This is a genomic window from Mesoflavibacter zeaxanthinifaciens subsp. sabulilitoris, from assembly GCF_014191595.1.
GTDB classification, from domain to species: domain Bacteria; phylum Bacteroidota; class Bacteroidia; order Flavobacteriales; family Flavobacteriaceae; genus Mesoflavibacter; species Mesoflavibacter zeaxanthinifaciens.
Genome location: NZ_JACHWV010000001.1, coordinates 230,047 through 254,623, shown reverse-complemented (window position 1 = coordinate 254,623; position 24,577 = coordinate 230,047). Strand labels below are relative to the sequence as shown.

Genomic DNA, 24,577 nt, shown 5'->3' with positions numbered 1-24,577 from the left:
GTATTATTTATATCTAAATAACAACAATTAAGCCAAAATATTACATTATTTAAAGATGATCATATCTTCTATAGGCTTTCTCACTTTTTTTAGACTAGCCATAAAATCGTCTTCAGAACGATAACCTATAGGCATAACCAATACACTTTTTAAATTTAGTTTATGTAAACCTAAAATTTCATCAAATTTATCTGGATTAAAACCTTCCATAGGACATGAATCTATTTTTAACATAGCACAAACAGTCAATAAGTTTCCCATAGCTAAATATGCTTGGTTTTTTGCCCATGCTTCAATTTCTTCTTGAGTTTTTAGTTTGAAATCTTCAATCAAAAACTTTTTAAAAGGATTTAAAATATCGTCTGGAGTATTTCTAGTTTGCTTTACTAAATTAAAATAGTCTGAAATTTTATCTTCATTAACTTCAGAGTCTATACAAAAAACTAAAACATGTGATGCATCCTTTACTTGTTGTTGCATCATTGAAAATTTTACTAACTCTTCTTGTTTTAATTCATCTTGCAAAACAACAAGTTTTATTGGTTGTAAACCGTAAGAAGAAGCTGTAAGGTTAAAAGCTTCTAAAATTTTATCGATATCATCTTTAGATACTTTTTTATTATTATCAAATTTTTTTGTAGCATATCTCCATTTTAAATCTTGTGTAATATCCATCTTAATTTTTTGAGCAAAAATAATATAGCTTACTGATATATAGAGTCCTAAAAAGATAAATTTAACATACTTAAACTCTAGCAGAGTTTGAAAAAATTTTTTTATAAAAAAAGTTCATTTTTATTTGAAATAAATGAAAAAGCTATCTATATTTGCACTCGCATTTGGGAAATACCCAATGAGACACACTGGAGAAATGGCAGAGTGGTCGAATGCGGCAGTCTTGAAAACTGTTGAGGGTCACACCTCCGGGGGTTCGAATCCCTCTTTCTCCGCTAAAACCCTTGTAAAACATTGTTTTGCAAGGGTTTTTACTTTTAGGTATAAATATGGGTGTAAATTTATGTATTCTAGCTAAAAAAGAATAAGCCTATTGTTTTTCTATCATTGTTAATATTTTATATACTAGTATTAAAGCGCTTTTCGAAACTTCTAATTGATTAAAAGTCCCCGAAATATATGTATCTAATTGCGGACAATACCATAAAAACGACGCTGTAGATCCAGAATGACCAATAAGCTGCAAGTCCGATTCTGTGTTAGTTAATTCACCTAAAGACACATGTCTTATTCCAAAACCGTATTCCATACCTTTTGTTTCAGTTACCCAATTTTGCATGGCTAAACGTGTTTCTTTCTTTACAATTTTATCGGTATTAAAGGCTTTTAAAAATGCAATTAAATTGTGAGTGGTCGAGACTAAACCGCCGCCTCCCCAATCTGCGCTTAAGCTTTTAAGTGTTGACAACTCGTATTGACTTGCATAGAATTTAATTATACAACGTTTATTATCTATAGCTTTAGATTTTAAGTTCATGTACGAACTATGCATGTTTAAAGGTTGAAAAATGTGTTTCTTAAAGAACTCACCTAACGATAAACCACTTACGTTTTCAATTATCAACGCCAAAATCACATATTCCGTATCTGTATAATGATAACCTTCACCAGGAACGAAAAGAGGCTTCATATTATCCTTTGAAAACTGAATCAGTTCTTCAGCTGACCACAATTTATTGGGTTTCATTAATAGTTGATTGATGATATTCGGACTTCCGTCATTTGTTTCATCGGTGAAATAATCAGGTAAACCAGAGATATGTTGTAATAGATTTGCTATGGTTAATTCTTCAGAATAGTTTTTACCTCCTAAAACATGAAGATTAGTAATCAATGAATCTGGTAAATATCCAGCAATCTTATCTTCAAAATTTAATTTATTCTGATCCTTTAAAATACCAATTGCTGTTGCGGTAAACATCTTGGTAATGCTAGCTGTATAAAATGGGTGATTTATTGAAATAGTATCTTCTTTACTTTCCGTTAACTGAATATCGATATCACGAGATTCAGAATATACATGTAGTATTCCGCTTTTAATATTTTCTTTTTCTAATTCGGTTTTAAAACGTTCTTCAATAGTTGTCTCTATGGATTGTTGTGATATTGCTGAAAACCCTATAAAAAAGAGTAAGCTAAAAAATAGATGTTTCATAATATTTGTAATTTGTTGAATGATGATTTTATAAGTTAAAATTTTATACCAATATAAAGGTTGGGTTCAAATAGAAAATAAGAATCCCATTCATTGTCGAGTTGCTTAAATGAATCTGGCGTATTGGTGTCAAAATGCCAAACATTACAATGAAATTGTGGTTCTATAAAAAACTGTTTCTTTTTTCCAAAAGCAAAATGATAACCTATATGATATGAGTTGTAAAGTTTAAAACCGTTAGTTATTTTTTTGTCATCAAGATCTAAATAGGTTTTGTATAACGGTAAAACTTCAACCGAAGCAAATAATCCTTTCCAAAGCATACGTTGATAAGATATACCTATACCTGTTTCGCGTAAATAACCAGGATAAAATTCGGTTTCAGAGTCTATTTTATCTTTTAGTCCGTCCCACCATTGAATGCCCATAGGTTGAAATAATCTCCATGTAGCAAATTTAAAACCAACGATGTTTTTGGCGTCAAGCTCACGTTTAACGTGTAATTCAATGTGTTGTGTGTTGGTTCTTTCTCCTCCTTTTCCAATATTTCCTAAAATAATTGCCGGAAAACTAACTCTGTATTTTAAATCTGTGTCATGGTTTTTTTCTTGTTTTGAAATCTGTTGAGCAAAACCGTGAATTGTGAATAGTGCTAAACAAATAATTAGTAATTTTTTCATTGTGATTGATGTTTAAATTGTTCGTTTTTTGTTTGATTATTTGATGTGACAAAGATGTTAAAGAAGTGAATGTCAATCGTCCTGAATTATGATTTGAAACCTTTTTGAAATTCAGTACTTACAGTGATTTGAGTTGTTTCAATAAAAAAAAGGCTTAACACAATTAGTGCTAAACCTTATGTTAATTTTTAAAGTTTTATTTTAAAACAACGCTTCAGGATGCGATGTAAGTTTGTCTACATTTTTAGTGATTTTCTCAATATCCCAATCCCACCATTTAAGTTCTAGTAGTTTTGAAATGGTATCTTCAGAGAACCGCTTTTTAATCGGTTTTGCAGGATTTCCGCCAACAATAGTGTAAGGTGCAACATCTTTTGTAACTACTGATTTTGTTGCTATTATTGCTCCATCACCAATGGTTACACCAGGCATAATGGTAGCATTGTGACCAATCCAAACATCATTACCTATTACGGTATTACATTTGGTTGGATAGGTTTTGTCATCCATAGCATGTTGCCATGCACCACCAAATATGGCAAACGGATAGGCTGATGTGGATTCAGTTAAATGATTACCACCATTCATAATAAAGGTAGCACCAGAAGCAATCATGCAAAACTTACCAATGATGAGTTTATCACCTATAAAATCGAAATGATATTTTACGTTTTTTTCAAAGTTAGAAACATCTTCAAAATCATCATAATAGGTGTAGTCACCAACTTCAATATTAGGATTGTTGATGTAGTTTTTTAAAAAACATAACTTATCGTAATTTGCTAAAGGAAAAACGGTATTTGGATCCGGAATATTCATATCTCTAGTGTATTAGCTTCTTCTCTAAAATAGTCTTTTAAATGGTGTTTACCATAGGTTGGTGCAATATTATCGTCTGCCATTAAAGTTAGGAAAAATTCAATAGGACCGTAGGTTTTAACGCTGGTAAATGTTCTTAAAGTCCAAATGGTGAATCGTCTTATCCAATCTGGTAAATGCGTTATTTTTATTGGCTTGTTTAATGAAGTCAGTGCGAGTTTACTAATATCATTTAAGCTTAATATATCAGGACCTCCAACGGTTAATTCGTTATTGTAATCTTCTAAGTTATCGACAATCGCATTGGCTAGATCTTCACCATGAATTGGGTTGAATCTTTGATTTCCTGATCCAAATAAATACACACGACCTGATTTTGCCATTTGCAGAAAATCTTTCATATCAGAAAAAAATCCGTTAGGTCTAACAATGGTATAGTTCAATCCTGATGTTTTTAAAGCATCAACAAACTTTTCTTTGGCTTCAAAAATTTTCAAATGTCGATGTTTATCGCCATTAATAGCAGACATATAAACAAAGTGGCTTACACCAGACTTTTTTGCTTCTTCAAGTAAATTCATATTTGCTTGATAATCGACATCCATATAGGTTAAGCCATCCTTTTGCCTCGTAATACCAACGGTTGAAATGACCGTATTTATCCCTTTACAAATGTCTCTTAAAGTTTCGGGTTTGGTGACTTCGGCTTGCTTAATTTCTAGATAATTTTCATTAGGATTATCTATCTGATTTGGCTTACGGACAATAGCAACCACCTGGTTTTGTTTTTCTATTAAAACCTTTAATAAATGTCTACCAAGATAACCAGTAGCACCTGCTAATAATATATTGGTATGTTGCATTTTGAGTGATGTTTAAGATTGAACCTTAATTAAATTCATTAGTTAACAGTTGCTGAATTATGGTATTGCGTTGTTCGCCAGAATCGTCTTGTTGATTGCTTAATAATACAATAGTTGCGTTGTATTCTGGCACAAAACCAATCATGCTCCAATACCCATCTATATCGCCACCATGCCAGTAAAGTGTGGTGTTGCCTTCTTGTGTGGTAAACCAACCTAAACCAAAATCTACATAGCCGCTTGGTACATCTTGCGCAAATATGTCTTCTTTTTTTTCTGTAGCTGAAAACCAGTTTGTTTTTACAGCATTCGTCCACGTTTCCATATCTTTTGGTGTGCTACTAAAATCGCCAGCGCCAAACGCTAAATTCATAGGGTAAATACTGTTTGCGCTACCGTTATTATAGCCTTCTGCATGTGTATTTGGGTTAATATGATCTGTTCCTCTGTAAGTGTTTGTCATTTCCAAAGGGTTAAAGATATTTTGTTGAATATAATCATGATAAGGCATCTGAGTTAATTCCTGAATCAACAACGCAGCAATAAGGTAGTTAGAGTTACTGTATTGTTTTCCGGCACCAGGTGTAAAGTTGAGTCCGTTTTCTGTAATTAGTTCAATAATCACCTCATAGATGTCTTCTTCATCAAAAAAGCTTCCTTGTGCTGCAGCATCTTCAACCACAAATTGATAATCTGGAATACCTGATTGGTGCGATAATAAGTGTGCGATTGTTATTTGATCACCGTTTGGGAATTCTGAATCGAATTCATCCAAAGTTTGATTAAAGCTCGTAATGTAACCATCGCGTTTTAGCTGAATAATTGATGCTGCAGTTAAGGTTTTTGATACTGAACCAATACGATAGGCTAATTGGTAATCTTGAGGAAGTGCAGTATTTTCATTTGCTAAACCAAATCCTTGTCGGACTAAATCGCTTCCATTTTTTGTGATAATGGCATAACCTTGAAAGTTAATGTCAGTTAATAAATTTTCAGCGGTTGTGTAATCAATGGAAGCTGTGTTGTTGTCATCATCTGATGAACATGATGTAAAAAGCATTACAATAGCTATTATAAATGCCATTAAAAGTTTGTGTAATGTTGTCATAACTGTTCGTTTTTTAATTGATTGTTTGATACTGCAAAATTGAAGTATAAACAGTTATGAGTCGTGCTAAATTATAATCTGAAACGAACTGATTATAATTTACTACAAGTTTTGCTTCATCCAAACTCTAGGTGTAATACCTTCAGCTTTTTTGAAGTATGTATTAAATACGCTTTTAGAATTAAAACCACTATCAAAAGCCAACCCAAGAATAGTAAGATGAGAATTTTTAGGATCTAAGGCTATAGTTTTGAAATGATTAAGACGAAAGTAGTTTATAAAATCATTAAAATTCTTATTGAATTCAGTATTAAGTAACCAAGACAATTTATTAGGATGTAAATCAATACTTTCACCTAGTTCTTTTAATGAAAGATTTGGATTTAAAAATGGCTTACTTTTTTTAATAAAATTCTCTAAAATCAACTTATATTCCTTAATCTCAGAATCATTAAAAGGTTTTGAAATTTCTCTTTCAATTTTATTTATAACTTCTTTGTGTTCTGAGAATGATTCTGAAGAAATAATTTGTTTTGTTATTAATTGAAAGCGCTTGTTTTCTCTCAAAGAATCTAAAAAAGGATCTAATTGAAAATTAACTAATTGACCTACTTTTAATTTCATTTTATCTTCAAAAACATCTAGTGCTTTTTCTGTATTACCATAATGTATCAGTAAATAAAAATGCCAAGGATATATATATTTAAAACTTTCATCTATATCAATAGTGGCAATGTCAATAGGTCTTTTTAATTGTTTTTTATTAATCAAACTAAATAACGCTTTGCAAATTTCAGGATAATTTAGTTGTGGCTTTACAGCTATAAAATTTTCAAATTTTGAAACGTCGTTTAAAAATATATAACATGCTAATTTAGTTTCAATTGCTAAACTAAAATTTGGATCTATTCTTAAACATTCATTTAAATGTAAAATAGATTCGTTATACATTTTTTTTAGAAAATAAATATTTCCTTTAGTAAAATGATGATTAGGTGATAATGGACTAATTTCTATAGCCTTATTAATATTTAGCAAAGCTTTTTCTAACTGATTAGTAGCCATATATATTTCGGCAATACCTTCATAAGCTATAGCATAGTTTGGGTTTTTATGTAATGTCTCTTTTAATAAATTTATGCCTTTTGTGTAATTCCATTGGTTCCAAAAACTTAATGAGGATTGAGAAAAATATGCTAAATAAGATGATGAATTAATTTTTAAGCCTTTATTTAAATAATTTTTAGCTAATCTTTCTCCTTCTGTTTTATCTATAAATCCCCAACTAGATAAAATACCATAGGATCTACTTAATGCAAAGTAAGCATCATAAAAATTTGTATCAACTGCTATACTTTTTTTATAATAATCTATTGCTTTAAGATAATCTTCTAAAACCCAATTAAGTTGATAAGCTCTACCTTTTAAATATAATTTATAAGCATAAATATTTTTAGTTCCAATTATAGATATATGATTATGTATATGTAAGTGTCCAAAGTTTTCCCTAATCTGTTCTGCTATAATTAAACTTATTTCATCTTGAAGTTCAAAAATATGATCTAATTTTCTATCAAAATTTTGTGACCAAATTTGAAATCCATCATCTGTTCGTATTAACTGGGTATTAATGCGTATTCTATCTTTAAATATTCTAATACTACCTTCTAAGATGGTTGCTACACTTAATTGACTACCAATATGTCTAACATCAATGCTTTTGTTTTTAAAAGCAAAAGAAGAAGTCCTAGCAATTACTTTTAGTCCCTTAATTTTGGTTAAAGCATTAATAATTTCTTCTGTAATTCCGTCACAAAAGTAATCGTTATCAATATCATTACTCATATTGACAAAAGGTAGAACAGCTATAGACTTATTATCTATCATTATCTGTAATGAACTCTAATTATTTTAAATAAAAATCATTTAACAATATTAGTAAATTAAGGCTTTAATATGTTAGTTTATCATAAAATTTAAAACAATTTAATGTGGTTAGTTAATTAAAGAAGCAAATAAACAATCCTTATCTTTGTGTTGAAAAAGAAAAGGTTTAATGAAATTCAACATAAAAAATAGCTTTATAAATCAACTTCCTGCAGATTCTAAAACAGAAAACAGTCGCAGACAAGTAAAGGAAGCGTGTTATAGCTTTGTTTCACCTAAAAAAACATCTAATCCAAAGCTAATTCATATATCTCCTGAAGTATTAGAAATCTTAGGTTTAACTGCCGAAGATGCAAATACTGAAGAGTTTCTAAACATTTTTACAGGAAATAAAATTCTTGATAACACCAAACCTTACGCCATGTGTTATGGCGGACATCAATTTGGACATTGGGCAGGACAATTAGGCGATGGTAGAGCTATTAATTTATTTGAAGTTGAACACAATAACACTAACTGGAAATTACAGTTAAAAGGTGCTGGAGAAACGCCTTACTCTAGAAGTGCTGACGGGTTAGCTGTTCTAAGAAGTTCTATCCGTGAGTATCTATGTAGCGAAGCAATGCACTATTTAGGCATTCCAACAACGCGCGCTTTAAGCTTAGCACTTACAGGCGACCAAGTGTTGCGCGATAAATTATATGACGGCAATCTAGAATATGAAAAAGGCGCAATTGTTTGTCGTGTGTCTCAAAGCTTTTTACGCTTTGGTAATTTTGAAATTCTCTCGGCAAGACAAGACTTTAAAACCTTAAAAACGCTTGTAGATTATACCATTAACACACATTATGCGTTTTTAGGAAAACCAAGTAAAGACGTTTATTTAAAGTTTTTTAATGAAGTAGCCAACCGAAGTCTTGATATGGTCATGCATTGGCAACGCGTTGGTTTTGTTCATGGTGTGATGAACACCGATAACATGTCCATTTTAGGGCAAACCATAGATTATGGTCCATATGGTTGGTTAGAAGGTTACGAGCCAAGTTGGACACCAAATACCACAGATGCACAACACAAACGTTACCGTTATGGCGCACAAGTAGATGTTGTGCATTGGAATTTATTTCAGCTTGCTAATGCTTTATATCCTTTAGTAAATGAAGCTGAAGGTTTTGAAGCTATTTTAGGCTACTTTGGAGAACAAAAAATAGAACGTTACAAAGCTATGATGCGTTCTAAATTAGGGTTACAATTGAAAGATGAAAAAGACGCTATTTTGATTCAAGAGTTAGAAGATTGCTTACAACTTACTGAAACTGATTTCACTATATTTTTTAGGTTATTAGCAGATTTTGAAAGTGAAAAATATGCGGAAGGATTTCAATTAATTTCTGAAGCATTTTATACACCAAAAATAATTACCGAAGCCATCAAAACACGATGGAATTTATGGTTTTTATCCTATGCTGAACGATTAAAGCGTGAGACAATTTCCGCGAAAGCGAGAAAAAAACAAATGAACAGTATTAACCCAAAATATGTTTTAAGAAACTACATGGCACAACTAGCAATAGATGATGCTAATAAAGGTGATTATTGTTTAATCGACGAGTTATATAATCTGTTAAAACAACCTTATGCTGAGCAACCAGAACATGAAAAATGGTTTGCAAAACGACCAGAATGGGCAAGACATAAAGTAGGTTGTTCTATGCTATCTTGTAGCTCTTAAAATTAGTATCTTTGCATAAAAGAAATTAGCAATGTCTACAGAGAAAAAACCTGATAATGTAGTGTTTAATACTGACACAAATTCTTATGATGCTGCATTAAAACCGTATGCAACCAATGTTGGTGCGCCAGCTATTGTTGTAAAAGAAAATATTACTTGGAAAAATAAAAACATACATAAAGCCAATAAACAAATAAAGGCAAAATATTTAGAGCTTAAAGCAGAATATGATAGAATGATGGAAGAGCTTGAGTATAATAACCTTGTCTATAATGCTAAATTTAATTTCGAGCCTATTTTAGGTGAAGTTTATCACTTGTACAGAGATAAAAACAACTTACCGTTTTTATCAATAATTGCTCCTTCGGAATGTAATTTTGATTTTGTAGGTAGTTTTTACCTTAATTCTGAACACATGTGGAAAAAAGTAGAAAATGATCAATAAAAAAAGTCCTAAGCAAAATGCTTAGGACTTTTTTTATTCTATTCTAGTAATATAACTAGTTTCCTTTTTTATAATCTTCTAAAAACTTAGCTAAACCACTATCTGTTAAAGGATGTTTTAGTAAACCTTCAATAGAACTTAATGGTCCAGTCATTACATCTGCACCAATCTTAGCACAATCTATAACGTGCATTGTGTGACGTACAGAAGCTGCTAAAATTTCAGTATCAAAATTGTAGTTATCAAAGATGTGTCTAATTTCTGCAATTAGGTTTAATCCATCTGTAGAAATATCATCTAAACGACCAATAAACGGACTTACATATGTCGCTCCTGCTTTTGCTGCTAATAAAGCTTGACCTGGAGAGAATACTAATGTTACATTAGTTTTAATTCCTTTATCACTAAAATATTTACAAGCTTTTACACCATCTTTTATCATTGGCAATTTGATAACAATTTGGTCATGTAATTCGGCTAAAGCTTCACCTTCTTTTACCATACCTTCAAAGTCTGTAGATATCACTTCTGCACTTACATCTCCATCTACAATATTGCAAATATCTACATAGTGTTTTAAGATATTATCATGACCTGTAATACCTTCTTTAGCCATTAAAGATGGGTTTGTAGTAACACCATCAAGAATACCCATATCTTGCGCTTCTCTAATTTGGTCTAAATTGGCAGTATCAATAAAAAATTTCATTTTAAATAGTATTTATTAGTTGTGTATAATTTGTGCTTACGAAAGTACAACTTTAATACATGTTGATTAAAATTTAATATTAAATAATATTAACATTTTATCTTCTTAAAGCTTGTAGTGGTTTAAAAGCAATTTTTCGTACATTTTATCTGGAAGTAAAAACTTTAATACAATAGAAAACTTCTGCATAAAAGCACCTACTTTATAATGTATTTTTGGATTTTTAGTATTAATTACTTCATGTACTTTTTTGGCAACTGCAATTGGTGATCCACTACTACTTACATCTTCATCTATGTCTTTTAATACGTTTGGGTATTTTGTATATGGCGAGTCTTTTAATACTGGTGCATGATAACGTCCTGCAGCAATATTAGTTGCAAAATCACCTGGAGCAATGTTTGTAAATTTGATTCCAAAGTCTTTAGTTTCCATTCTAAATGCTTCGGTTAAAATCTCTAAAGCACCTTTACTTGCACTGTAAATTCCTCTGTAAGGTAATCCCATATAGCCAGCAATAGATGTAATATTAATAACCAAACCAGATTGCTGCTTTCGCATTTGTGGCAATACCGCTTTTATTACATTAATTGGTCCAAAAAAGTTAGTATTAAAGTTATGCTGTATTTGTTCTGCAGGTATTTCTTCAATAGCTCCAGTAATACCTACTCCTGCATTATTAACTAAAACATCCAACCTACCTTCGGCGTCAATAACGGTTTGTACAGCTTCGTTAATAGTTGCTGTATTATTAACATCTAAAGCGACTAAATTAAAATTACTATTGGTGTAGTTTTTAGGGTTACGACTGGTACCATAAACAATGTACCCTTTTTGGGTTAAAAAATCACCTATAGATTTACCAATTCCTGAAGATCCTCCTGTAATTAATATAACTTTAGACATTGTAGAAAAATAAGTTTTGAATTTTAAAATAAAAGTAAAGCGAATTTAAAAAATCTTAACTCTAAAACGTTAAGTTTTGGGTACAAAAAAAGGCAAGCTACCTACATCACACCGCTACGACCGCGTACCTTTGCTTCGTTCCCGACCTGGAGGATTCAGCAGGAGCTGGTTGTGTAGGACTTGCCGGCTGCAAAGATACACACTTTTAATTTTTTCACAATGATTTTTTATAATGAATTTTAATAAATAACTTGCTGAATAATTTATTTTTAAAATGAATACACTTAAACAGCTTACAATCATAATTTTAACCGTTTTATTAACATCTTGCGGTGAAGACGCAGAAACCCTAAAAAAGAGTTTATCTATAAAAACTAATACAGAAAACAGCACAATTAGCATTGATAAAACGCTAGAAGTCGCTCTTATTAATCCAAAAAATATTGAAATTTCTTCGGTAGATTTTTCTTTAGATGGTAAACCGATTTCTAAAAATCAACCACTATCAGATTTTAAATTAGGTGAACATACCATTACAGCAACTGTAAATTTTGATGGTGAAACTGTTGAAGTAACCGAAGTTATTTCAGTATTAAATGATAAAAATCCTAAATTTTATAAAGTTGAAATATTAAACACCTATCCACATGATAAAACATCTTTTACTCAAGGATTAGAGTTTAATAATGGCGTTTTATATGAAAGTACTGGACAACGCGGTGAGTCTAAAATTAGAAAAATTGACTATAAAACTGGTGATGTTTTACAAGAAATAAGTATTCCTGATGCTTTTTTTGGAGAAGGTTTAACCATTTTAAATAACAAAGTTTACCATTTAACATGGATGTCAAAAAAAGGATTTACCTACAATGCAGAAACTTTAGAAAAAACAGGAAGCTTTAATTACGGTAAAAGTAAAGAAGGTTGGGGATTTTGTAATGACGGTAAACAGCTTTACAAAAGCGATGGTACAAGTTTGATTTGGACTATAAACCCTGAAACTTTAGTAGAAACTGACCATATCCAAGTATGTACAGCTAAAGGAAAAATTGGTCGTTTAAATGAAATAGAATGGGCAAATAATAAAATATATGCAAACATTTGGCAACGTAAAGGTATTGCTGTAATTAATCCAAAAAATGGCGCTGTAGATGCTGTAATAGACTGCAAAATATTAACAGATCAAATAGACAATTTTTCTTTAGACGAAAATACGCTTAATGGTATAGCCTACAACCCAGAAACCAAAACTTTTTTCTTAACTGGTAAACGTTGGGACAAGTTGTTTGAGGTAAAAATCATCCAGTAAAACACTGTTAAACATTTAAAAACAAAGCGTTAAAGTTTTATAATTTTTAAAATTAGCTAGGCAATAATTCTATTTTTGATGGACTAACTAACCTAAAGTCTATTGAGGTATTTTTCTTTTATATTAACGCTCTTTACTTGTTTTTTTGCTAATGCTCAACAAGTAAATGGAATAGTTTACAACTCTATTGCTGCAATAGAAAATATTAAGATTGTAAACCTCAATACAAAAAAGTTTACGGTTTCTAATAAAAAAGGACAATTTACTATTCCAGCAAAAGTTAATGACACATTACATTTTAGTTCTATCTTTTATCACGAACAAACTTTAATTATTAATGCTTCGCATACAAATGATACACTTGTAATCGAATTAAAAAAAATTAATAACGAATTAGAAGAAGTTGTTTTAAAAGAAAAACACATGCCTAAATTAGCAACTATAGAAGAGGTAGAAACTAATTTACATAATCAACTATTAGAAGACATAAAAAACAATCCACATTTATATGGAAATTTAAATGATGGTGGTATAGATTTTATTCAAGTCTTTAATATGATTGGTAAACTTTTTAAAAATAAAAACAAACAACAACCTATACAATATGCTACTTACGAAGAGTTAATTTCAACCTTTGAAAACTCTAAAATACTAGATCAATTCTTCTTCAAAAACACATTAAAAATACAAAATCATCAACAGGATTTATTTATTCAATACATAGAAGCTTCGTATATAGATAGTAAGCTATTACAACCAGAAAAAGAAGTGTATTTAATCGAATATTTAGTGCAATCTGCAAAAGAATTTAACGCCATAGTTAAAGCTTATAAAGAGAAAGACTAATTTTAGCGTTATGAAAATTCATCAAACACAAATACTAGTTACCAAAGAGGATTTAGACCAAAATAACCACGTTAATAACATTAGATATGTAAAATGGGTTAATGATATTGCTATTTCTCATTGGGAAACCGAAGTATCAACAACTGTTTTAGACCAGTATTTTTGGGTTATGTTATCTCACAACATTGAGTATAAACATCAAATTCTTTTAGGAGAAACAGTAACACTAAAAACCTATGTAAAATCTTGTGAAGGTTTATTTTCTATACGTATTGTCGAAATTTTAGTGGATAAAAAACTTTGCGCCTATTCTGAAACCAAATGGTGTTTTATGAATAGTAAAACTTTAAAACCAAACCGAATTCCGCAAGAAATCATCGACCTATTTTAATTTAAAGCATGATTTAATTTTTGTCAGTTTAAACCTGTTGTTCATTTTGATTTCAAAATAATAATTAAGCGTCAGTTCGAGTGGTTTTGAGGTACGAAAAACTGTATCGAGAACTTGTTTGAATTAAAAAACTCTATTCTCTATTCAACTTTTCCCATTTTCAATCGTAAAATTCACTCAAATTGAAGGTTTTCAAGAAATTCTATAATAGATTTTAATAATTTTAAACACACATACTAAATAGCCTTTAAAAAAGTTATATTTTAGTCAACTATTAAAAGGATAACTGCCAATTATATGAAGCGCCTACTCTATTTTACTGCACTTTTTATTTTCATTTTAACATGGAGTTCTTGTCGTAAAGATTTTGACTTTCAACCAAGCAATGGTACTTTAGGTTTCTCTAAGGACACTGTGTATTTAGACACTGTTTTTACCAACATTGGCTCAAGTACTTACACTTTAAAAGTCTATAATAATTCAGATGAAGACATCTACGTACCAAACATTAGACTAGAAAATGGAGAAACATCTGGTTACCGATTAAACGTAGACGGAATGTCTGGAAAAAACTTTGACAATGTCGAAATTTTAGCCAAAGACAGCATGTTTGTTTTTATAGAAATTACCGAAGATATTCAAAATCATATGGCAACAGATTTTGAATTTTTATACACCGACAAAATCCTTTTTGAGGCAGGCAATTTACAACAAGACGTAGATTTAGTAACCTTAATAAAAGATGCTGTTTTTATTTACCCTGATAGAGATGAAACTACTCAAATTGTAGAAACATTAACCCTAACTATTGATGGACAACCTGTTGAAACCGATTTGCAAGGTCGCGAGTTATTACCTGAAGAATTAACCTTTACCGACGAGAAACCTTACGTTATTTACGGTTACGCAGCTGTACCAGCTGGCGAAACCTTAACTGTAGAAGCTGGTGCACGTGTGCATTTTCATGCCAATTCAGGTTTAATTGTTCAAGAAAATGCCTCTTTAAATGTAAATGGTGCGTTAAGTAATGACCAAGACCTTTTAGAAAACGAAGTTATTTTTGAAGGCGACCGTTTAGAGCCTATTTATAGTGATGTACCAGGACAATGGGGAACCATTTGGCTATTTGAAGACAGCCAAAATAACATCATAAATTACGCAACTATCAAAAATGGTACGGTTGGTATTTTATCTGATGCTAACCCAAATGCAGACATGCCAATTAACAAGTTAACCATTACCAATTCGCAGATTTATAACTCTAGTACTTTTGGTATTTTAGGAAGAAACACATCAATAAACGCCGAAAATTTAGTCATCAACAATTCTGGTCAAGCTAGTTTTGGCGCAACTTTAGGAGGAAAATATAACGTAACACATAGTACGATTGCTAATTATTGGGATAGCAGTTTTAGACAATTTCCTGCATTACTAATTAATAACTTTGTAATTAACGCAGATAACTCTGCAACAATAGCAGATTTAACCGAAGCTAATTTTAACAACTGTATTATTTACGGTAATGATAATCCTGAATTAATTGTAGATGAAATTGAAGACGCAAGCGTAGTTTTTAATTTTAAATTAACCAACTGCTTATTACGATTTGATAATTCTAGCGGAAATTTTGATGGTGATAATTATGATTTTAACAACATCAACCATTACGAAAATATTATTTTTAATGAAGCGCCTAATTTTAGAGCACCTTTTGAAAACGATTTAATTATTGGTGAAAATTCTGCAGCAAATGGTCAAGGTAATGCTACGTTTGCTACGCAAGTCCCAAATGACATTTTGGGGATTAATAGAACCAATAATCCAGACTTAGGTGCATTTCAACATATCATCTTCTAGATTGAACGAAAGAATAAAATAGTATTTGTTTTTTCTTTTAGTTTTGGACTAAATAATACCCTCAATTATTAAATGATGATAAAATTAAAAAGAAATATGAGCAATTTTGATAGATTAGTTCGTTTTATCGTGGTTTTATTGCTTATATCAATATTATATGTAGGAGAATTTAATGGTCCGATAGCTTTTATAATTATAGTAGTTTCAGCCATGTTTTTATTTGCAAGTGTTACAGCTTTTTGTCCATTTTACAAATCAACTAACATGACTACTTATGACGACTCTGAAGACTATCTATAACTTACCTTTATAAAATTTTATTTTATAAAAAAAAGCCAGCTATTTGGCTGGCTTTTTTTCCGCGAAAGCGAAATTATCTATTTAAGCAAATAATGGTAAATCACTCATCATTGCATTTACTTTTACAGCAATAGTATCTAGTTTATCTTCGTCTTCATGGTTTGTAATCACTTCATCAATAAGATTAACTATAGCTTCCATATCGCCTTCTTTTAAGCCTCTTGTAGTTATAGCTGGTGTACCAATTCTAATTCCAGAAGTTACAAACGGACTTTTATCGTCAAAAGGTACCATGTTTTTGTTTACAGTAATATCTGCTTTTACCAATGCTTGTTCTGCATCTTTACCGGTAATATTTTTGTTACGTAAATCGATTAACATCATGTGGTTATCTGTACCACCAGAAATAATGTTATAACCACGATCTACAAACGCTTTTGCCATAGCTGCTGCGTTTTTCTTTACTTGTAACATGTAGTGTAAAAAGTCATCTGTTAAAGCTTCACCAAAAGCAATTGCTTTAGCAGCAATAATATGCTCTAATGGTCCACCTTGATTACCTGGGAACACACCAGAGTCTAATAAAGAAGACATCATACGTGGTTTTCCGTTTTTAAGTGTTATACCAAACGGATTTTCAAAATCTTTACCCATTAAAATCATTCCGCCTCTTGGACCACGTAATGTTTTATGTGTCGTTGTAGTTACGATATGGCAATGTGGCATTGGATCGTTTAAAATACCTTTAGCAATTAATCCAGATGGATGAGAAATATCTGCTAGTAAAATAGCTCCTACGCTATCTGCTATTTCACGAAAACGCTTAAAATCTATATCTCTAGAATAAGCAGAAGCACCAGCAATGATTAATTGAGGTTTTTCTTTGGTAGCAATCTCTTGTATATTATCGTAATTTAAAATACCTGTCTCCTCTTCTACTCCATAAAATACAGGATTGTATAATTTACCAGAAAAATTTACTGGCGATCCGTGTGTTAAATGTCCTCCATGAGATAAATCAAAACCTAAAATTTTATCACCTGGTTTTAAACACGCATGGTAAACTGCTGTATTAGCTTGGCTACCAGAATGTGGTTGTACGTTAGCATAGTCTGCACCAAACAATGCTTTAGCACGGTCTATTGCAATTTGTTCTACCTCATCAACAACTTCACATCCACCATAATAACGCTTACCAGGATAACCTTCGGCGTATTTATTAGTTAGTACAGATCCAGCAGCTTCCATAACTTGGTCGCTTACAAAGTTTTCGGAAGCAATAAGCTCTATACCGTGTAACTGTCTGTCTTTTTCTGCTTCAATTAATTCAAATATTTGTTCGTCGCGTTGCATAATTTTTGTTACTCGTTAAAAATTTATCAAAAATAAGAAATATGTCTTGTAAATAATTCAAAAAACATATATTTACTTAGAATTTATAAACAACAAATCAACAAATATTTATGCCTTTAACAGCTAACAATCCGGATAGAAAATCGTGGTTACACGTCGATAAAAATTCAGATTTCCCTATACAGAACATACCTTTTGGCGTTTTTTTAACCAGAGATGATATAATTACCATCGGAACACGTATTGGTGATACTGCAATAGATTTAGGCGCTTTACATCAATTAGGTTATTTTGACGGTATCCCATTAACTGACGATATTTTCTTACAAGACACTTTAAACGATTTTATTGCAGATGGACGCAACACATGGCGCGCTGTAAGAAATAGAATTGCTGAAATTTTTGATGCTGAAAACGACACATTAAAAAACAATGTAAAACACAAGGAAATTGTATTATTTAGATTAGATGAAATTGAAATGCAATTACCTGTTCAGGTTGGTGATTATACCGACTTTTACTCTAGTATAGAACATGCTACAAATGTTGGTACTATGTTTAGAGATCCAGATAACGCATTGTTACCAAACTGGTTACACATACCAGTTGGTTATCATGGTAGAAGTAGCTCTATCATTCCTTCAGGAATACCAGTACACAGACCACAAGGACAAACTTTACCTGCTGGTGCTGAAGAGCCTGTTTTTGGTCCAAGTAAATTAGTAGATTTTGAATTAGAAATGGCTTTTATAACAACAGATGCTAACGATTTAGGAGAACCAATTCCTGTAGATGAAGCTGAAGAATACATATTTGGATTAGTCTTATTTAATGATTGGTCTGCACGTGATATTCAAAAATGGGAATATGTACCATTAGGTCCTTTCTTAGCTAAAAACTTTGCCTCTTCAATTTCTCCTTGGATAGTAACATTAGATGCATTACAACCATTTAAAACAGATGGACCTAAACCTTTAAAAAAGCAACTTCCTTACTTACAACAAAAAGGACAAAAAAGTTATGATATTAACTTAGAGGTTGCAATCCAACCAGAAAAAGCTAAAGAAAAAGTAGTTAGTAAATCTAACTTTAAATATATGTATTGGAGCATGTCCCAACAATTAGCACATCATACTGTTAATGGATGTCCTGTTAACTCTGGAGACATGATGGGAAGCGGAACAATTTCTGGTTCTACACCAGACAGTTACGGATCTATGCTAGAACTATCATGGCGCGGAGAAAAGCCTTTAAAAATGGCAGATGGTACCGAGCGTAAGTTTATAAATGACAATGATACTGTAATTATGCGTGGTTATTGCGAAAAAGACGGAACACGCATTGGTTTTGGTGAAGTAAAAACAAAACTATTACCTGTTTTTGAACCTAAAAAAAATAAATAGATAAACAACATCTTTTTTTTATAAAAATAAAACCCTTTAGACCATCTAAAGGGTTTTATTTTTAGTTTTGGCACGCATCTTGAAAATACTTAACCTAATAACCCTTAAACCCCAAAGAAGATGAAAAACTTTACAATTATTACAGTACTTTTTCTAGCACTATCGTCTTGTGTGGGAAGAAAACAAATCGAAAAACAGTTAAACACTGGTAACTACGATCAAGCAATTAATAATGCATTAAAAAAGCTTGAAACAAATAAGAATGCTAAGCGTAAACAAGATTATGTGCTTATGTTAAGAGACGCTTATTATAAAGTTGTAGAGGATAATCATTACAGAATTAACCAACTAAAACAAGATGGTAATCCAGAGTATTATGAGACTATTTACAATCTTTACACACGTTTAAATAGTAGACAAAACTCTATAAAAAGTGTTTTACCACTTCAAATAAATGGTAAAACAATTAAATTTAAATTTAATAATTATACCTCAGATATTATAGATTATAAATCTAAAGTTTCCGACTATAAATACAGTCAAGCAATACAATTATTAAGCACTTCAGATAAATACAACGCAAGAGAAGCCTACGGTTTATTAGAAGACATAGAGCGCATCAACCCTAATTTTAAAGATGTTAGATCTTTAATGGACCAAGCACATTTTAAAGGAATAGACTTTGTAATAGTTTCTATTAAAAATGAAACTAACCAAATTGTACCTACAAGATTAGAAGAAGAATTATTAGACTTTGATACTTATGGCTTAAACGATAATTTTTGGACTTTATATCATGCTAATGCATCTGCAGAAATTAATTATGATTATGCCATGCAATTGCAGCTTAAACGTATAAATATCTCTCCAGAACATGTTTATGAAAAAGAATATGTTAGAGAAGCAGAAATTGTAGATGGTTGGGAATATGTTTTAGATGAAAACGGAAATGTTGCTAAAGACAGTTCTGGAAATGATATAAAACAAGATAAAATAGTTAGAGTTTTAGCTAGATTATCTGAAGTACAGCAAGTAAAATCGACTCAAGTTATAGGTCAAGTTGTATTTACTGACTTAAAACAAAATCAGGTGTTAGAGAGTTTCCCTATAGATTCAGAATTTATTTTTGAAAACTTCTACGGAAGATTTAGAGGAGATAGACGTGCTTTAAGTGATGATGATAAAAGGTTGCTAGGTAATAGAGCTGTACCATTTCCAACAAATGAGCAAATGGTTTATGATACTAATGAAGACTTAAAGTTAAAACTAAAAGATATTATTAAACGAATGACGTTCTATTAAGCTAAAAACTCTCAATAACAATTGAGAGTTTTTTTTATTGAGTTTTGAATTTGTAGATATTTAGTTTTTCACTTTAAATCCTTTAAACTTATACAATTCATCAATTATTTTAATTTTTTTAGTCTTATTATCGTAATATTCAACAAATTTGAAAGTAGTATCGTTTAATATTATTCCTTTTTTTTCAGCTAAATAAAATGAATGGTTTGTAAAATAATATTGAATTTTAATTGAATCTCCATATATCTCGTAATGCCTTTTACTAAAATATTCATGATTTTTAAATGACTCAGAAATTGGTGTATTTAAAGAACAACCAAAAAAAGCGATAGCAGTTTCAGTATTATTATTATAATCTATTCCACATTTGTCCAAATAATCGCTTTTATATACTCCACTCATAGGTCCATCACTTAATCTAATACTTCCATCTTTAGACAAGTAAACTCCTCTTATTTTTTTAAGTAATATAACTTCTGATTTATAGATACCACCATCACCATATTCTTCATTATAAAACACTCTACCTTTCTCTTCAACTTCGTTATAATAAAACCCATCTAATTTTAATTTATTATTAATATTAGGTGTTTTTCTATCATAAATAAGTTTTCTTGAATCTGAAGATTTACAAGCAAAAACAATAACTAAAACTAATAATATAAGTCTTTTCATTATTCCTATTCTATCTCAATACCTCTAGTAGTAAACGACAAGCCTTGTTGTCCGTAAGTCGTAATCATAACACCTTCAAAGTAAGGTTTGTTGGATTGTTTTGATACCAACCAATCAAATACAAAATTAGCTCCAGATCCTCCTGACTTATCTTTTTCGTCTATAACAATCTCTATGGTTTGCATAGGTTTTACAAATATTGGAGAGTTAAAATAAGTTCTTATTAAATTGCCTTTAGTATCGTAATAACTTGCATTTTTTACAAAAATAGTATCTTGCTTATTAATGTTTCTAATACTAACTGTAGCAGTTAAGTCGTGTGTTTTATGCTCTGTTGTACTATAAATATGAGAATAAACAGACAGGTATGTTGATCCTGATACCAACGAGTCTGACAAGCTTTCGGTCCATTTCATAGCTTGCCAATTATTAGATGGTAAAGCTTCATTTTCTGTTTTATGATTACATCCTAAAACAACAAATACAAGAAGTATTAAAAACAAATAATTTTTCATCTTTTAAATTTAAACAAATTTACTTAAATCTAAATCATTTATTTCACCGTGACTAGCATGAGCAACCACTAATCCATTTTTAATAATTAGTAATTGTGGTGATTGATGCATCACTTGAAATTTGTAACCAACCTCATTAGATACATCTCTATAATTTAACAAATCTAAATAATATAAATCTGCATTTAGATCTAAATCATAAGCTTCAGTAAATTGGTTTAAAACCATTCTACTAATTCCACATCTTGTAGAATGTTTAAATATAACCTGTGTTTTTCCTTTAGATGATAATTCAATGTCATCTAATTGTTTTATCGTAGTTAAATTCTGCCAAGGTAGTACTTTCTCTTCCTTAGGTATTTTATTATTTCCAAAAAGTTTTCCAAACATAATGTATACTTCATTTTCCGCAATAGCGAAAGTTAATTTATATAGTAAGTCGACTTCATTTTTAAAACTTACAAACTGACTAAAAGTCACTAAAAACCAGTAGCTAACAGACATTTTGTCGCTAAAATACTATTGGTAAGATAATTGAAATAAAGCAATCAAACAATGCTAAATTTTAAAAAAATGAACTTAAACAATTATACAATAAAATCGCAAGAAGCCATACAACAATCGCAACAAATTGCGCAAAGTTATGGTCATCAACAAATAGAAAACGAACACCTTTTTAAAGGTATCTTAGAAGTTGATGAAAACGTGTTACCTTTTTTATTAAAAAAGTTAAATGTTAACACAATAGTCTTAAAACAAGCTTTAGATAAACAACTAGAAAGTTTTGCAAAAGTCTCTGGCGCAGATCTTATGTTATCTCGCGAAGCTGGTAAAACACTAAACGAAGCGTCTATCATTGCTAAAAACATGAAAGACGACTTTGTGTCTGTAGAGCATTTAATCTTAGCTATCTTAAAATCTAATAGTAAGATTGCACAAATGCTAAAAGACCAAAGCGTGACAGAAAAAGGTCTAAAAGCAGCAATAGAAGAGCTTAGAAAAGGTGATCGCGTAACGTCTCAAAGTCAAGAAGACACTTATAATTCTTTAAACAAATACGCAAAAAACCTAAATCAATTAGCAAAAGACGGTAAGCTTGATCCAGTAATTGGTCGTGACGAAGAGATTAGACGTATTTTACAAATCTTATCGCGTCGTACCAAAAACAACCCTATTTTGGTAGGTGAACCTGGAACAGGTAAAACCGCTATTGCCGAAGGTTTAGCACATCGTATTGTAGATGGTGACGTACCAGAAAACTTAAAAGAAAAGCAAATTTTTGCTTTAGATATGGGTGCTCTTATTGCAGGTGCTAAATTTAAAGGAGAATTTGAAGAGCGTCTTAAAGCTGTAATCAAAGAAGTGACGACTAGCGAAGGTGATATCGTTCTTTTCATAGACGAAATCCATACGCTTGTTGGTGCTGGTGGCGGGCAAGGTGCAATGGATGCAGCAAACATCCTAAAACCTGCATTAGCACGTGGTGAGTTAAGATCTATTGGTGCAACAACACTTGACGAGTATCAAAAATACTTCGAAAAAGACAAAGCTTTAGAACGTCGTTTTCAAAAAGTAATGGTAGACGAGCCAGATACAGAAAGCGCCATTTCTATACTTAGAGGTATTAAAGAAAAGTACGAAACGCATCATAAAGTACGTATTAAAGACGAAGCTATTATTGGCGCTGTAGAGTTATCACAACGCTACATTACCAACAGATTTTTACCAGATAAAGCTATCGACTTAATGGATGAAGCGGCTTCAAAACTGCGTATGGAGATTAATTCTAAACCAGAAGAACTAGATGTTTTGGATAGAAAAATAATGCAGTTAGAAATTGAAATCGAAGCCATTAAGCGCGAAAAAGATGAAGTAAAACTGAAATCTTTAAGAAGTGATCTTGCTAATCTTAAAGAAGAACGTAATGAGATTAATGCCAAGTGGAAAAGCGAAAAAGAAGTTGTAGACAATATCCAAAACACAAAACAAGATATTGAAAACTTTAAGCTTGAAGCCGAACGTGCAGAACGAGAAGGTAATTATGGTAAAGTAGCCGAGCTTAGATATGGTAAAATAAAAGAAGCTCAAGAAAAACTGGAAAGCCTTCAAAAAGACTTACAATCGCAATCTGAACATAGTTTAATTAAAGAAGAAGTTAACTATGATGATATTGCGGAAGTTGTTGCAAAATGGACAGGTATTCCTGTTACAAAAATGCTTCAAAGCGAACGCGAAAAGCTTTTAAAACTTGAAGACGAGCTACATAAACGTGTTGTTGGTCAAGAAGAAGCTATAGAAGCAGTAAGTGATGCCGTTAGACGTAGTCGCGCAGGTTTACAAAACCCTCAAAAACCAATTGGTACATTCCTATTTTTAGGAACAACTGGTGTTGGTAAAACAGAACTTGCTAAAGCGTTAGCCGAGTATCTTTTTGATGACGAAAACGCAATGACAAGAATAGATATGAGCGAGTATCAAGAACGTCATGCCGTTAGTAGATTAGTTGGTGCGCCTCCAGGATATGTTGGCTATGACGAAGGAGGACAATTAACCGAAGCAGTAAGACGTAAACCTTATTCAGTGGTATTGTTAGACGAAATTGAAAAAGCACATCCAGATACGTTCAATATTTTATTACAAGTTTTAGACGAAGGTCATTTAACAGATAATAAAGGTAGGATGGCTGACTTTAAAAACACCATTATAATCATGACTTCTAACATGGGAAGTCACATTATACAAGAGCGTTTTGAGGCTACAAAAGATGTAGAATCTGCTATGGAAGCTGCAAAAGTAGATGTGTTAGGGTTACTAAAACAAACGGTACGTCCAGAGTTTTTAAACCGTATTGACGATACAATAATGTTTACACCTTTAACACAAGACAACATTACACAAATTGTAGGATTACAATTAAAAAGTGTAACTAAAATGATTGCTAAGCAAGGAATAACTTTTGACGCTACACCAGAAGCGATAGCATACTTAGCAGAAAAAGGTTATAACCCAGAATATGGAGCAAGACCAGTAAAACGAGTAATACAAAAAGAAGTATTAAATCAATTAAGTAAAGAGATTTTAGCTGGAAAAATAAATACAGATAGTATCATTTTACTAGATGCGTTTGACGGTGAACTTGTCTTTAGAAATCAAGGCGATTTAGTTGAAGGCGAATTATAATTTCATAAAGTTCTGTTAATACTAAAAAGACATATAATATTATAAAGTTTAGACCGTTTTCATAATTGGTTGGTTAGTTGAAAAAGCAGCACAAGACTTTTCTTACAGAAAAAGTGTAGTGTTGCTT

The 24,577-nt window shown here is 31.2% G+C and carries 23 protein-coding genes, 1 tRNA gene and 1 other RNA gene; 11 read left to right on the top strand and 14 right to left on the bottom strand.

Translation table 11 applies throughout. The features are described from left to right. Positions 1-45: 45 nt before the first annotated feature. Positions 46-675: an NAD(P)H-dependent oxidoreductase gene (locus tag FHS04_RS01205; protein WP_106678137.1), complete on the bottom strand. Its 630-nt coding sequence runs from the start codon at positions 673-675 to the stop codon at positions 46-48. 190 nt (positions 676-865) lie between these two features. Between FHS04_RS01205 and FHS04_RS01200 the strand changes: the two genes are divergently transcribed. Next, positions 866-950, top strand: a tRNA-Ser gene (locus FHS04_RS01200). A gap of 95 nt (positions 951-1,045) precedes the next feature. On the opposite strand, the gene FHS04_RS01195 is transcribed toward FHS04_RS01200, so the two are convergent. The 6 genes from FHS04_RS01195 to FHS04_RS01170 form a co-directional block, all read right to left on the bottom strand. Continuing rightward, positions 1,046-2,170 (bottom strand): serine hydrolase domain-containing protein, encoded by a 1,125-nt coding sequence (locus FHS04_RS01195; protein ID WP_106678139.1) that lies wholly within the window; start codon positions 2,168-2,170, stop codon positions 1,046-1,048. A gap of 35 nt (positions 2,171-2,205) precedes the next feature. Beyond that, positions 2,206-2,850, bottom strand: coding sequence for a hypothetical protein (locus tag FHS04_RS01190; protein WP_106678141.1), 645 nt, complete (start codon positions 2,848-2,850; stop codon positions 2,206-2,208). A 201-nt stretch (positions 2,851-3,051) separates the two neighbouring features. Next, on the bottom strand, positions 3,052-3,669 hold the full coding sequence (locus FHS04_RS01185) for a CatB-related O-acetyltransferase (RefSeq protein WP_106678143.1): 618 nt from the start codon (positions 3,667-3,669) through the stop codon (positions 3,052-3,054). Beyond that, complete coding sequence (locus FHS04_RS01180) at positions 3,666-4,532, bottom strand: SDR family oxidoreductase (RefSeq protein ID WP_106678145.1); 867 nt, start codon at positions 4,530-4,532, stop codon at positions 3,666-3,668. Before FHS04_RS01180 ends, FHS04_RS01185 begins: the two co-directional genes overlap by 4 nt. A 25-nt stretch (positions 4,533-4,557) precedes the next feature. After that, positions 4,558-5,640 (bottom strand): serine hydrolase domain-containing protein, encoded by a 1,083-nt coding sequence (locus FHS04_RS01175; protein WP_106678147.1) that lies wholly within the window; start codon positions 5,638-5,640, stop codon positions 4,558-4,560. 102 nt (positions 5,641-5,742) lie between these two features. Beyond that, positions 5,743-7,527: a helix-turn-helix domain-containing protein gene (locus FHS04_RS01170; RefSeq protein WP_106678149.1), complete on the bottom strand. Its 1,785-nt coding sequence runs from the start codon at positions 7,525-7,527 to the stop codon at positions 5,743-5,745. Between the two features lie 169 nt (positions 7,528-7,696). On the opposite strand from FHS04_RS01170, the gene FHS04_RS01165 reads away from it, so the two are divergent. Together FHS04_RS01165 and FHS04_RS01160 are read left to right on the top strand one after the other, a co-directional pair. Then, on the top strand, positions 7,697-9,259 hold the full coding sequence (locus FHS04_RS01165) for a protein adenylyltransferase SelO (RefSeq protein ID WP_106678151.1): 1,563 nt from the start codon (positions 7,697-7,699) through the stop codon (positions 9,257-9,259). Between the two features lie 31 nt (positions 9,260-9,290). Next, entirely contained in the window at positions 9,291-9,704 is a 414-nt protein-coding gene (locus FHS04_RS01160) for a DUF2452 domain-containing protein (RefSeq protein ID WP_106678153.1), read from the top strand. A gap of 55 nt (positions 9,705-9,759) precedes the next feature. Here FHS04_RS01160 and fsa read toward each other — a convergent pair whose 3' ends face one another. The 3 genes from fsa to ffs all read right to left on the bottom strand — a co-directional run bounded on the left by fsa (position 9,760) and on the right by ffs (position 11,505). Next, positions 9,760-10,413 carry a fructose-6-phosphate aldolase gene (gene fsa, locus FHS04_RS01155; protein WP_027878791.1) on the bottom strand — a complete coding sequence of 218 codons (654 nt, stop codon included), beginning with the start codon at positions 10,411-10,413 and terminating at the stop codon, positions 9,760-9,762. A gap of 105 nt (positions 10,414-10,518) precedes the next feature. Beyond that, positions 10,519-11,319 carry an SDR family oxidoreductase gene (locus FHS04_RS01150; protein ID WP_106678155.1) on the bottom strand — a complete coding sequence of 267 codons (801 nt, stop codon included), beginning with the start codon at positions 11,317-11,319 and terminating at the stop codon, positions 10,519-10,521. 87 nt (positions 11,320-11,406) lie between these two features. Beyond that, an RNA gene (gene ffs, locus FHS04_RS01145) (signal recognition particle sRNA small type) lies at positions 11,407-11,505 on the bottom strand. 88 nt (positions 11,506-11,593) lie between these two features. Here ffs and FHS04_RS01140 point away from each other — a divergent pair. The 5 genes from FHS04_RS01140 (at position 11,594) to FHS04_RS01120 (ending at position 16,022) form a co-directional block, all read left to right on the top strand. Further along, positions 11,594-12,628, top strand: coding sequence for a glutaminyl-peptide cyclotransferase (locus tag FHS04_RS01140; RefSeq protein WP_106678157.1), 1,035 nt, complete (start codon positions 11,594-11,596; stop codon positions 12,626-12,628). A gap of 102 nt (positions 12,629-12,730) precedes the next feature. Continuing rightward, the gene (locus FHS04_RS01135) at positions 12,731-13,474 is read left to right on the top strand and encodes a carboxypeptidase-like regulatory domain-containing protein (protein ID WP_106678159.1); all 744 of its coding nucleotides are present in this window, start codon (positions 12,731-12,733) and stop codon (positions 13,472-13,474) included. Positions 13,475-13,484: 10 nt separating this feature from the next. Beyond that, positions 13,485-13,865 (top strand): acyl-CoA thioesterase, encoded by a 381-nt coding sequence (locus FHS04_RS01130; protein ID WP_106678161.1) that lies wholly within the window; start codon positions 13,485-13,487, stop codon positions 13,863-13,865. Between the two features lie 297 nt (positions 13,866-14,162). After that, the gene (locus FHS04_RS01125) at positions 14,163-15,722 is read left to right on the top strand and encodes a hypothetical protein (protein ID WP_106678163.1); all 1,560 of its coding nucleotides are present in this window, start codon (positions 14,163-14,165) and stop codon (positions 15,720-15,722) included. A 96-nt stretch (positions 15,723-15,818) separates the two neighbouring features. Next, on the top strand, positions 15,819-16,022 hold the full coding sequence (locus FHS04_RS01120; protein ID WP_181256113.1) for a YgaP family membrane protein: 204 nt from the start codon (positions 15,819-15,821) through the stop codon (positions 16,020-16,022). Positions 16,023-16,103: 81 nt separating this feature from the next. On the opposite strand, the gene glyA is transcribed toward FHS04_RS01120, so the two are convergent. Then, complete coding sequence (gene glyA / locus FHS04_RS01115; protein ID WP_106678170.1) at positions 16,104-17,375, bottom strand: serine hydroxymethyltransferase; 1,272 nt, start codon at positions 17,373-17,375, stop codon at positions 16,104-16,106. 110 nt (positions 17,376-17,485) lie between these two features. Here glyA and fahA point away from each other — a divergent pair, with 110 nt between their 5' ends. Both fahA and FHS04_RS01105 read left to right on the top strand, forming a co-directional pair. Next, positions 17,486-18,778 carry a fumarylacetoacetase gene (gene fahA, locus FHS04_RS01110; RefSeq protein ID WP_027878783.1) on the top strand — a complete coding sequence of 431 codons (1,293 nt, stop codon included), beginning with the start codon at positions 17,486-17,488 and terminating at the stop codon, positions 18,776-18,778. Between the two features lie 120 nt (positions 18,779-18,898). Beyond that, complete coding sequence (locus FHS04_RS01105) at positions 18,899-20,080, top strand: hypothetical protein (RefSeq protein WP_221184945.1); 1,182 nt, start codon at positions 18,899-18,901, stop codon at positions 20,078-20,080. A 60-nt stretch (positions 20,081-20,140) separates the two neighbouring features. Here the strand turns inward: FHS04_RS01105 and FHS04_RS01100 are convergent, their stop codons facing one another. From FHS04_RS01100 to ytxJ, 3 genes are read right to left on the bottom strand one after another with little or no spacing between them, the layout of a single operon-like run. Next, positions 20,141-20,755, bottom strand: a complete 615-nt coding sequence (locus tag FHS04_RS01100) for a hypothetical protein (protein WP_106678173.1) — start codon at positions 20,753-20,755, stop codon at positions 20,141-20,143. A gap of 5 nt (positions 20,756-20,760) precedes the next feature. After that, positions 20,761-21,270: a DUF3124 domain-containing protein gene (locus tag FHS04_RS01095; RefSeq protein WP_106678176.1), complete on the bottom strand. Its 510-nt coding sequence runs from the start codon at positions 21,268-21,270 to the stop codon at positions 20,761-20,763. A gap of 9 nt (positions 21,271-21,279) precedes the next feature. Next, the gene (ytxJ, locus tag FHS04_RS01090) at positions 21,280-21,660 is read right to left on the bottom strand and encodes a bacillithiol system redox-active protein YtxJ (RefSeq protein ID WP_106678311.1); all 381 of its coding nucleotides are present in this window, start codon (positions 21,658-21,660) and stop codon (positions 21,280-21,282) included. 183 nt (positions 21,661-21,843) lie between these two features. Here ytxJ and clpB point away from each other — a divergent pair, with 183 nt between their 5' ends. Beyond that, the gene (gene clpB, locus FHS04_RS01085) at positions 21,844-24,450 is read left to right on the top strand and encodes an ATP-dependent chaperone ClpB (protein ID WP_106678178.1); all 2,607 of its coding nucleotides are present in this window, start codon (positions 21,844-21,846) and stop codon (positions 24,448-24,450) included. Positions 24,451-24,577 lie beyond the last annotated feature (127 nt).

What these genes read in the sequence shown, in the direction of transcription:
- FHS04_RS01205 (WP_106678137.1), bottom strand. Translation starts at nt 675, where the DNA reads ATGGATATTACACAAGATTTAAAATGGAGATATGCTACAAAAAAATTT.
- FHS04_RS01195 (WP_106678139.1), bottom strand. Translation starts at nt 2,170, where the DNA reads ATGAAACATCTATTTTTTAGCTTACTCTTTTTTATAGGGTTTTCAGCA.
- FHS04_RS01190 (WP_106678141.1), bottom strand. Translation starts at nt 2,850, where the DNA reads ATGAAAAAATTACTAATTATTTGTTTAGCACTATTCACAATTCACGGT.
- FHS04_RS01185 (WP_106678143.1), bottom strand. Translation starts at nt 3,669, where the DNA reads ATGAATATTCCGGATCCAAATACCGTTTTTCCTTTAGCAAATTACGAT.
- FHS04_RS01180 (WP_106678145.1), bottom strand. Translation starts at nt 4,532, where the DNA reads ATGCAACATACCAATATATTATTAGCAGGTGCTACTGGTTATCTTGGT.
- FHS04_RS01175 (WP_106678147.1), bottom strand. Translation starts at nt 5,640, where the DNA reads ATGACAACATTACACAAACTTTTAATGGCATTTATAATAGCTATTGTA.
- FHS04_RS01170 (WP_106678149.1), bottom strand. Translation starts at nt 7,527, where the DNA reads ATGATAGATAATAAGTCTATAGCTGTTCTACCTTTTGTCAATATGAGT.
- FHS04_RS01165 (WP_106678151.1), top strand. Translation starts at nt 7,697, where the DNA reads ATGAAATTCAACATAAAAAATAGCTTTATAAATCAACTTCCTGCAGAT.
- FHS04_RS01160 (WP_106678153.1), top strand. Translation starts at nt 9,291, where the DNA reads ATGTCTACAGAGAAAAAACCTGATAATGTAGTGTTTAATACTGACACA.
- fsa (WP_027878791.1), bottom strand. Translation starts at nt 10,413, where the DNA reads ATGAAATTTTTTATTGATACTGCCAATTTAGACCAAATTAGAGAAGCG.
- FHS04_RS01150 (WP_106678155.1), bottom strand. Translation starts at nt 11,319, where the DNA reads ATGTCTAAAGTTATATTAATTACAGGAGGATCTTCAGGAATTGGTAAA.
- FHS04_RS01140 (WP_106678157.1), top strand. Translation starts at nt 11,594, where the DNA reads ATGAATACACTTAAACAGCTTACAATCATAATTTTAACCGTTTTATTA.
- FHS04_RS01130 (WP_106678161.1), top strand. Translation starts at nt 13,485, where the DNA reads ATGAAAATTCATCAAACACAAATACTAGTTACCAAAGAGGATTTAGAC.
- FHS04_RS01125 (WP_106678163.1), top strand. Translation starts at nt 14,163, where the DNA reads ATGAAGCGCCTACTCTATTTTACTGCACTTTTTATTTTCATTTTAACA.
- FHS04_RS01120 (WP_181256113.1), top strand. Translation starts at nt 15,819, where the DNA reads ATGAGCAATTTTGATAGATTAGTTCGTTTTATCGTGGTTTTATTGCTT.
- glyA (WP_106678170.1), bottom strand. Translation starts at nt 17,375, where the DNA reads ATGCAACGCGACGAACAAATATTTGAATTAATTGAAGCAGAAAAAGAC.
- fahA (WP_027878783.1), top strand. Translation starts at nt 17,486, where the DNA reads ATGCCTTTAACAGCTAACAATCCGGATAGAAAATCGTGGTTACACGTC.
- FHS04_RS01105 (WP_221184945.1), top strand. Translation starts at nt 18,899, where the DNA reads ATGAAAAACTTTACAATTATTACAGTACTTTTTCTAGCACTATCGTCT.
- FHS04_RS01100 (WP_106678173.1), bottom strand. Translation starts at nt 20,755, where the DNA reads ATGAAAAGACTTATATTATTAGTTTTAGTTATTGTTTTTGCTTGTAAA.
- FHS04_RS01095 (WP_106678176.1), bottom strand. Translation starts at nt 21,270, where the DNA reads ATGAAAAATTATTTGTTTTTAATACTTCTTGTATTTGTTGTTTTAGGA.
- ytxJ (WP_106678311.1), bottom strand. Translation starts at nt 21,660, where the DNA reads ATGTTTGGAAAACTTTTTGGAAATAATAAAATACCTAAGGAAGAGAAA.
- clpB (WP_106678178.1), top strand. Translation starts at nt 21,844, where the DNA reads ATGAACTTAAACAATTATACAATAAAATCGCAAGAAGCCATACAACAA.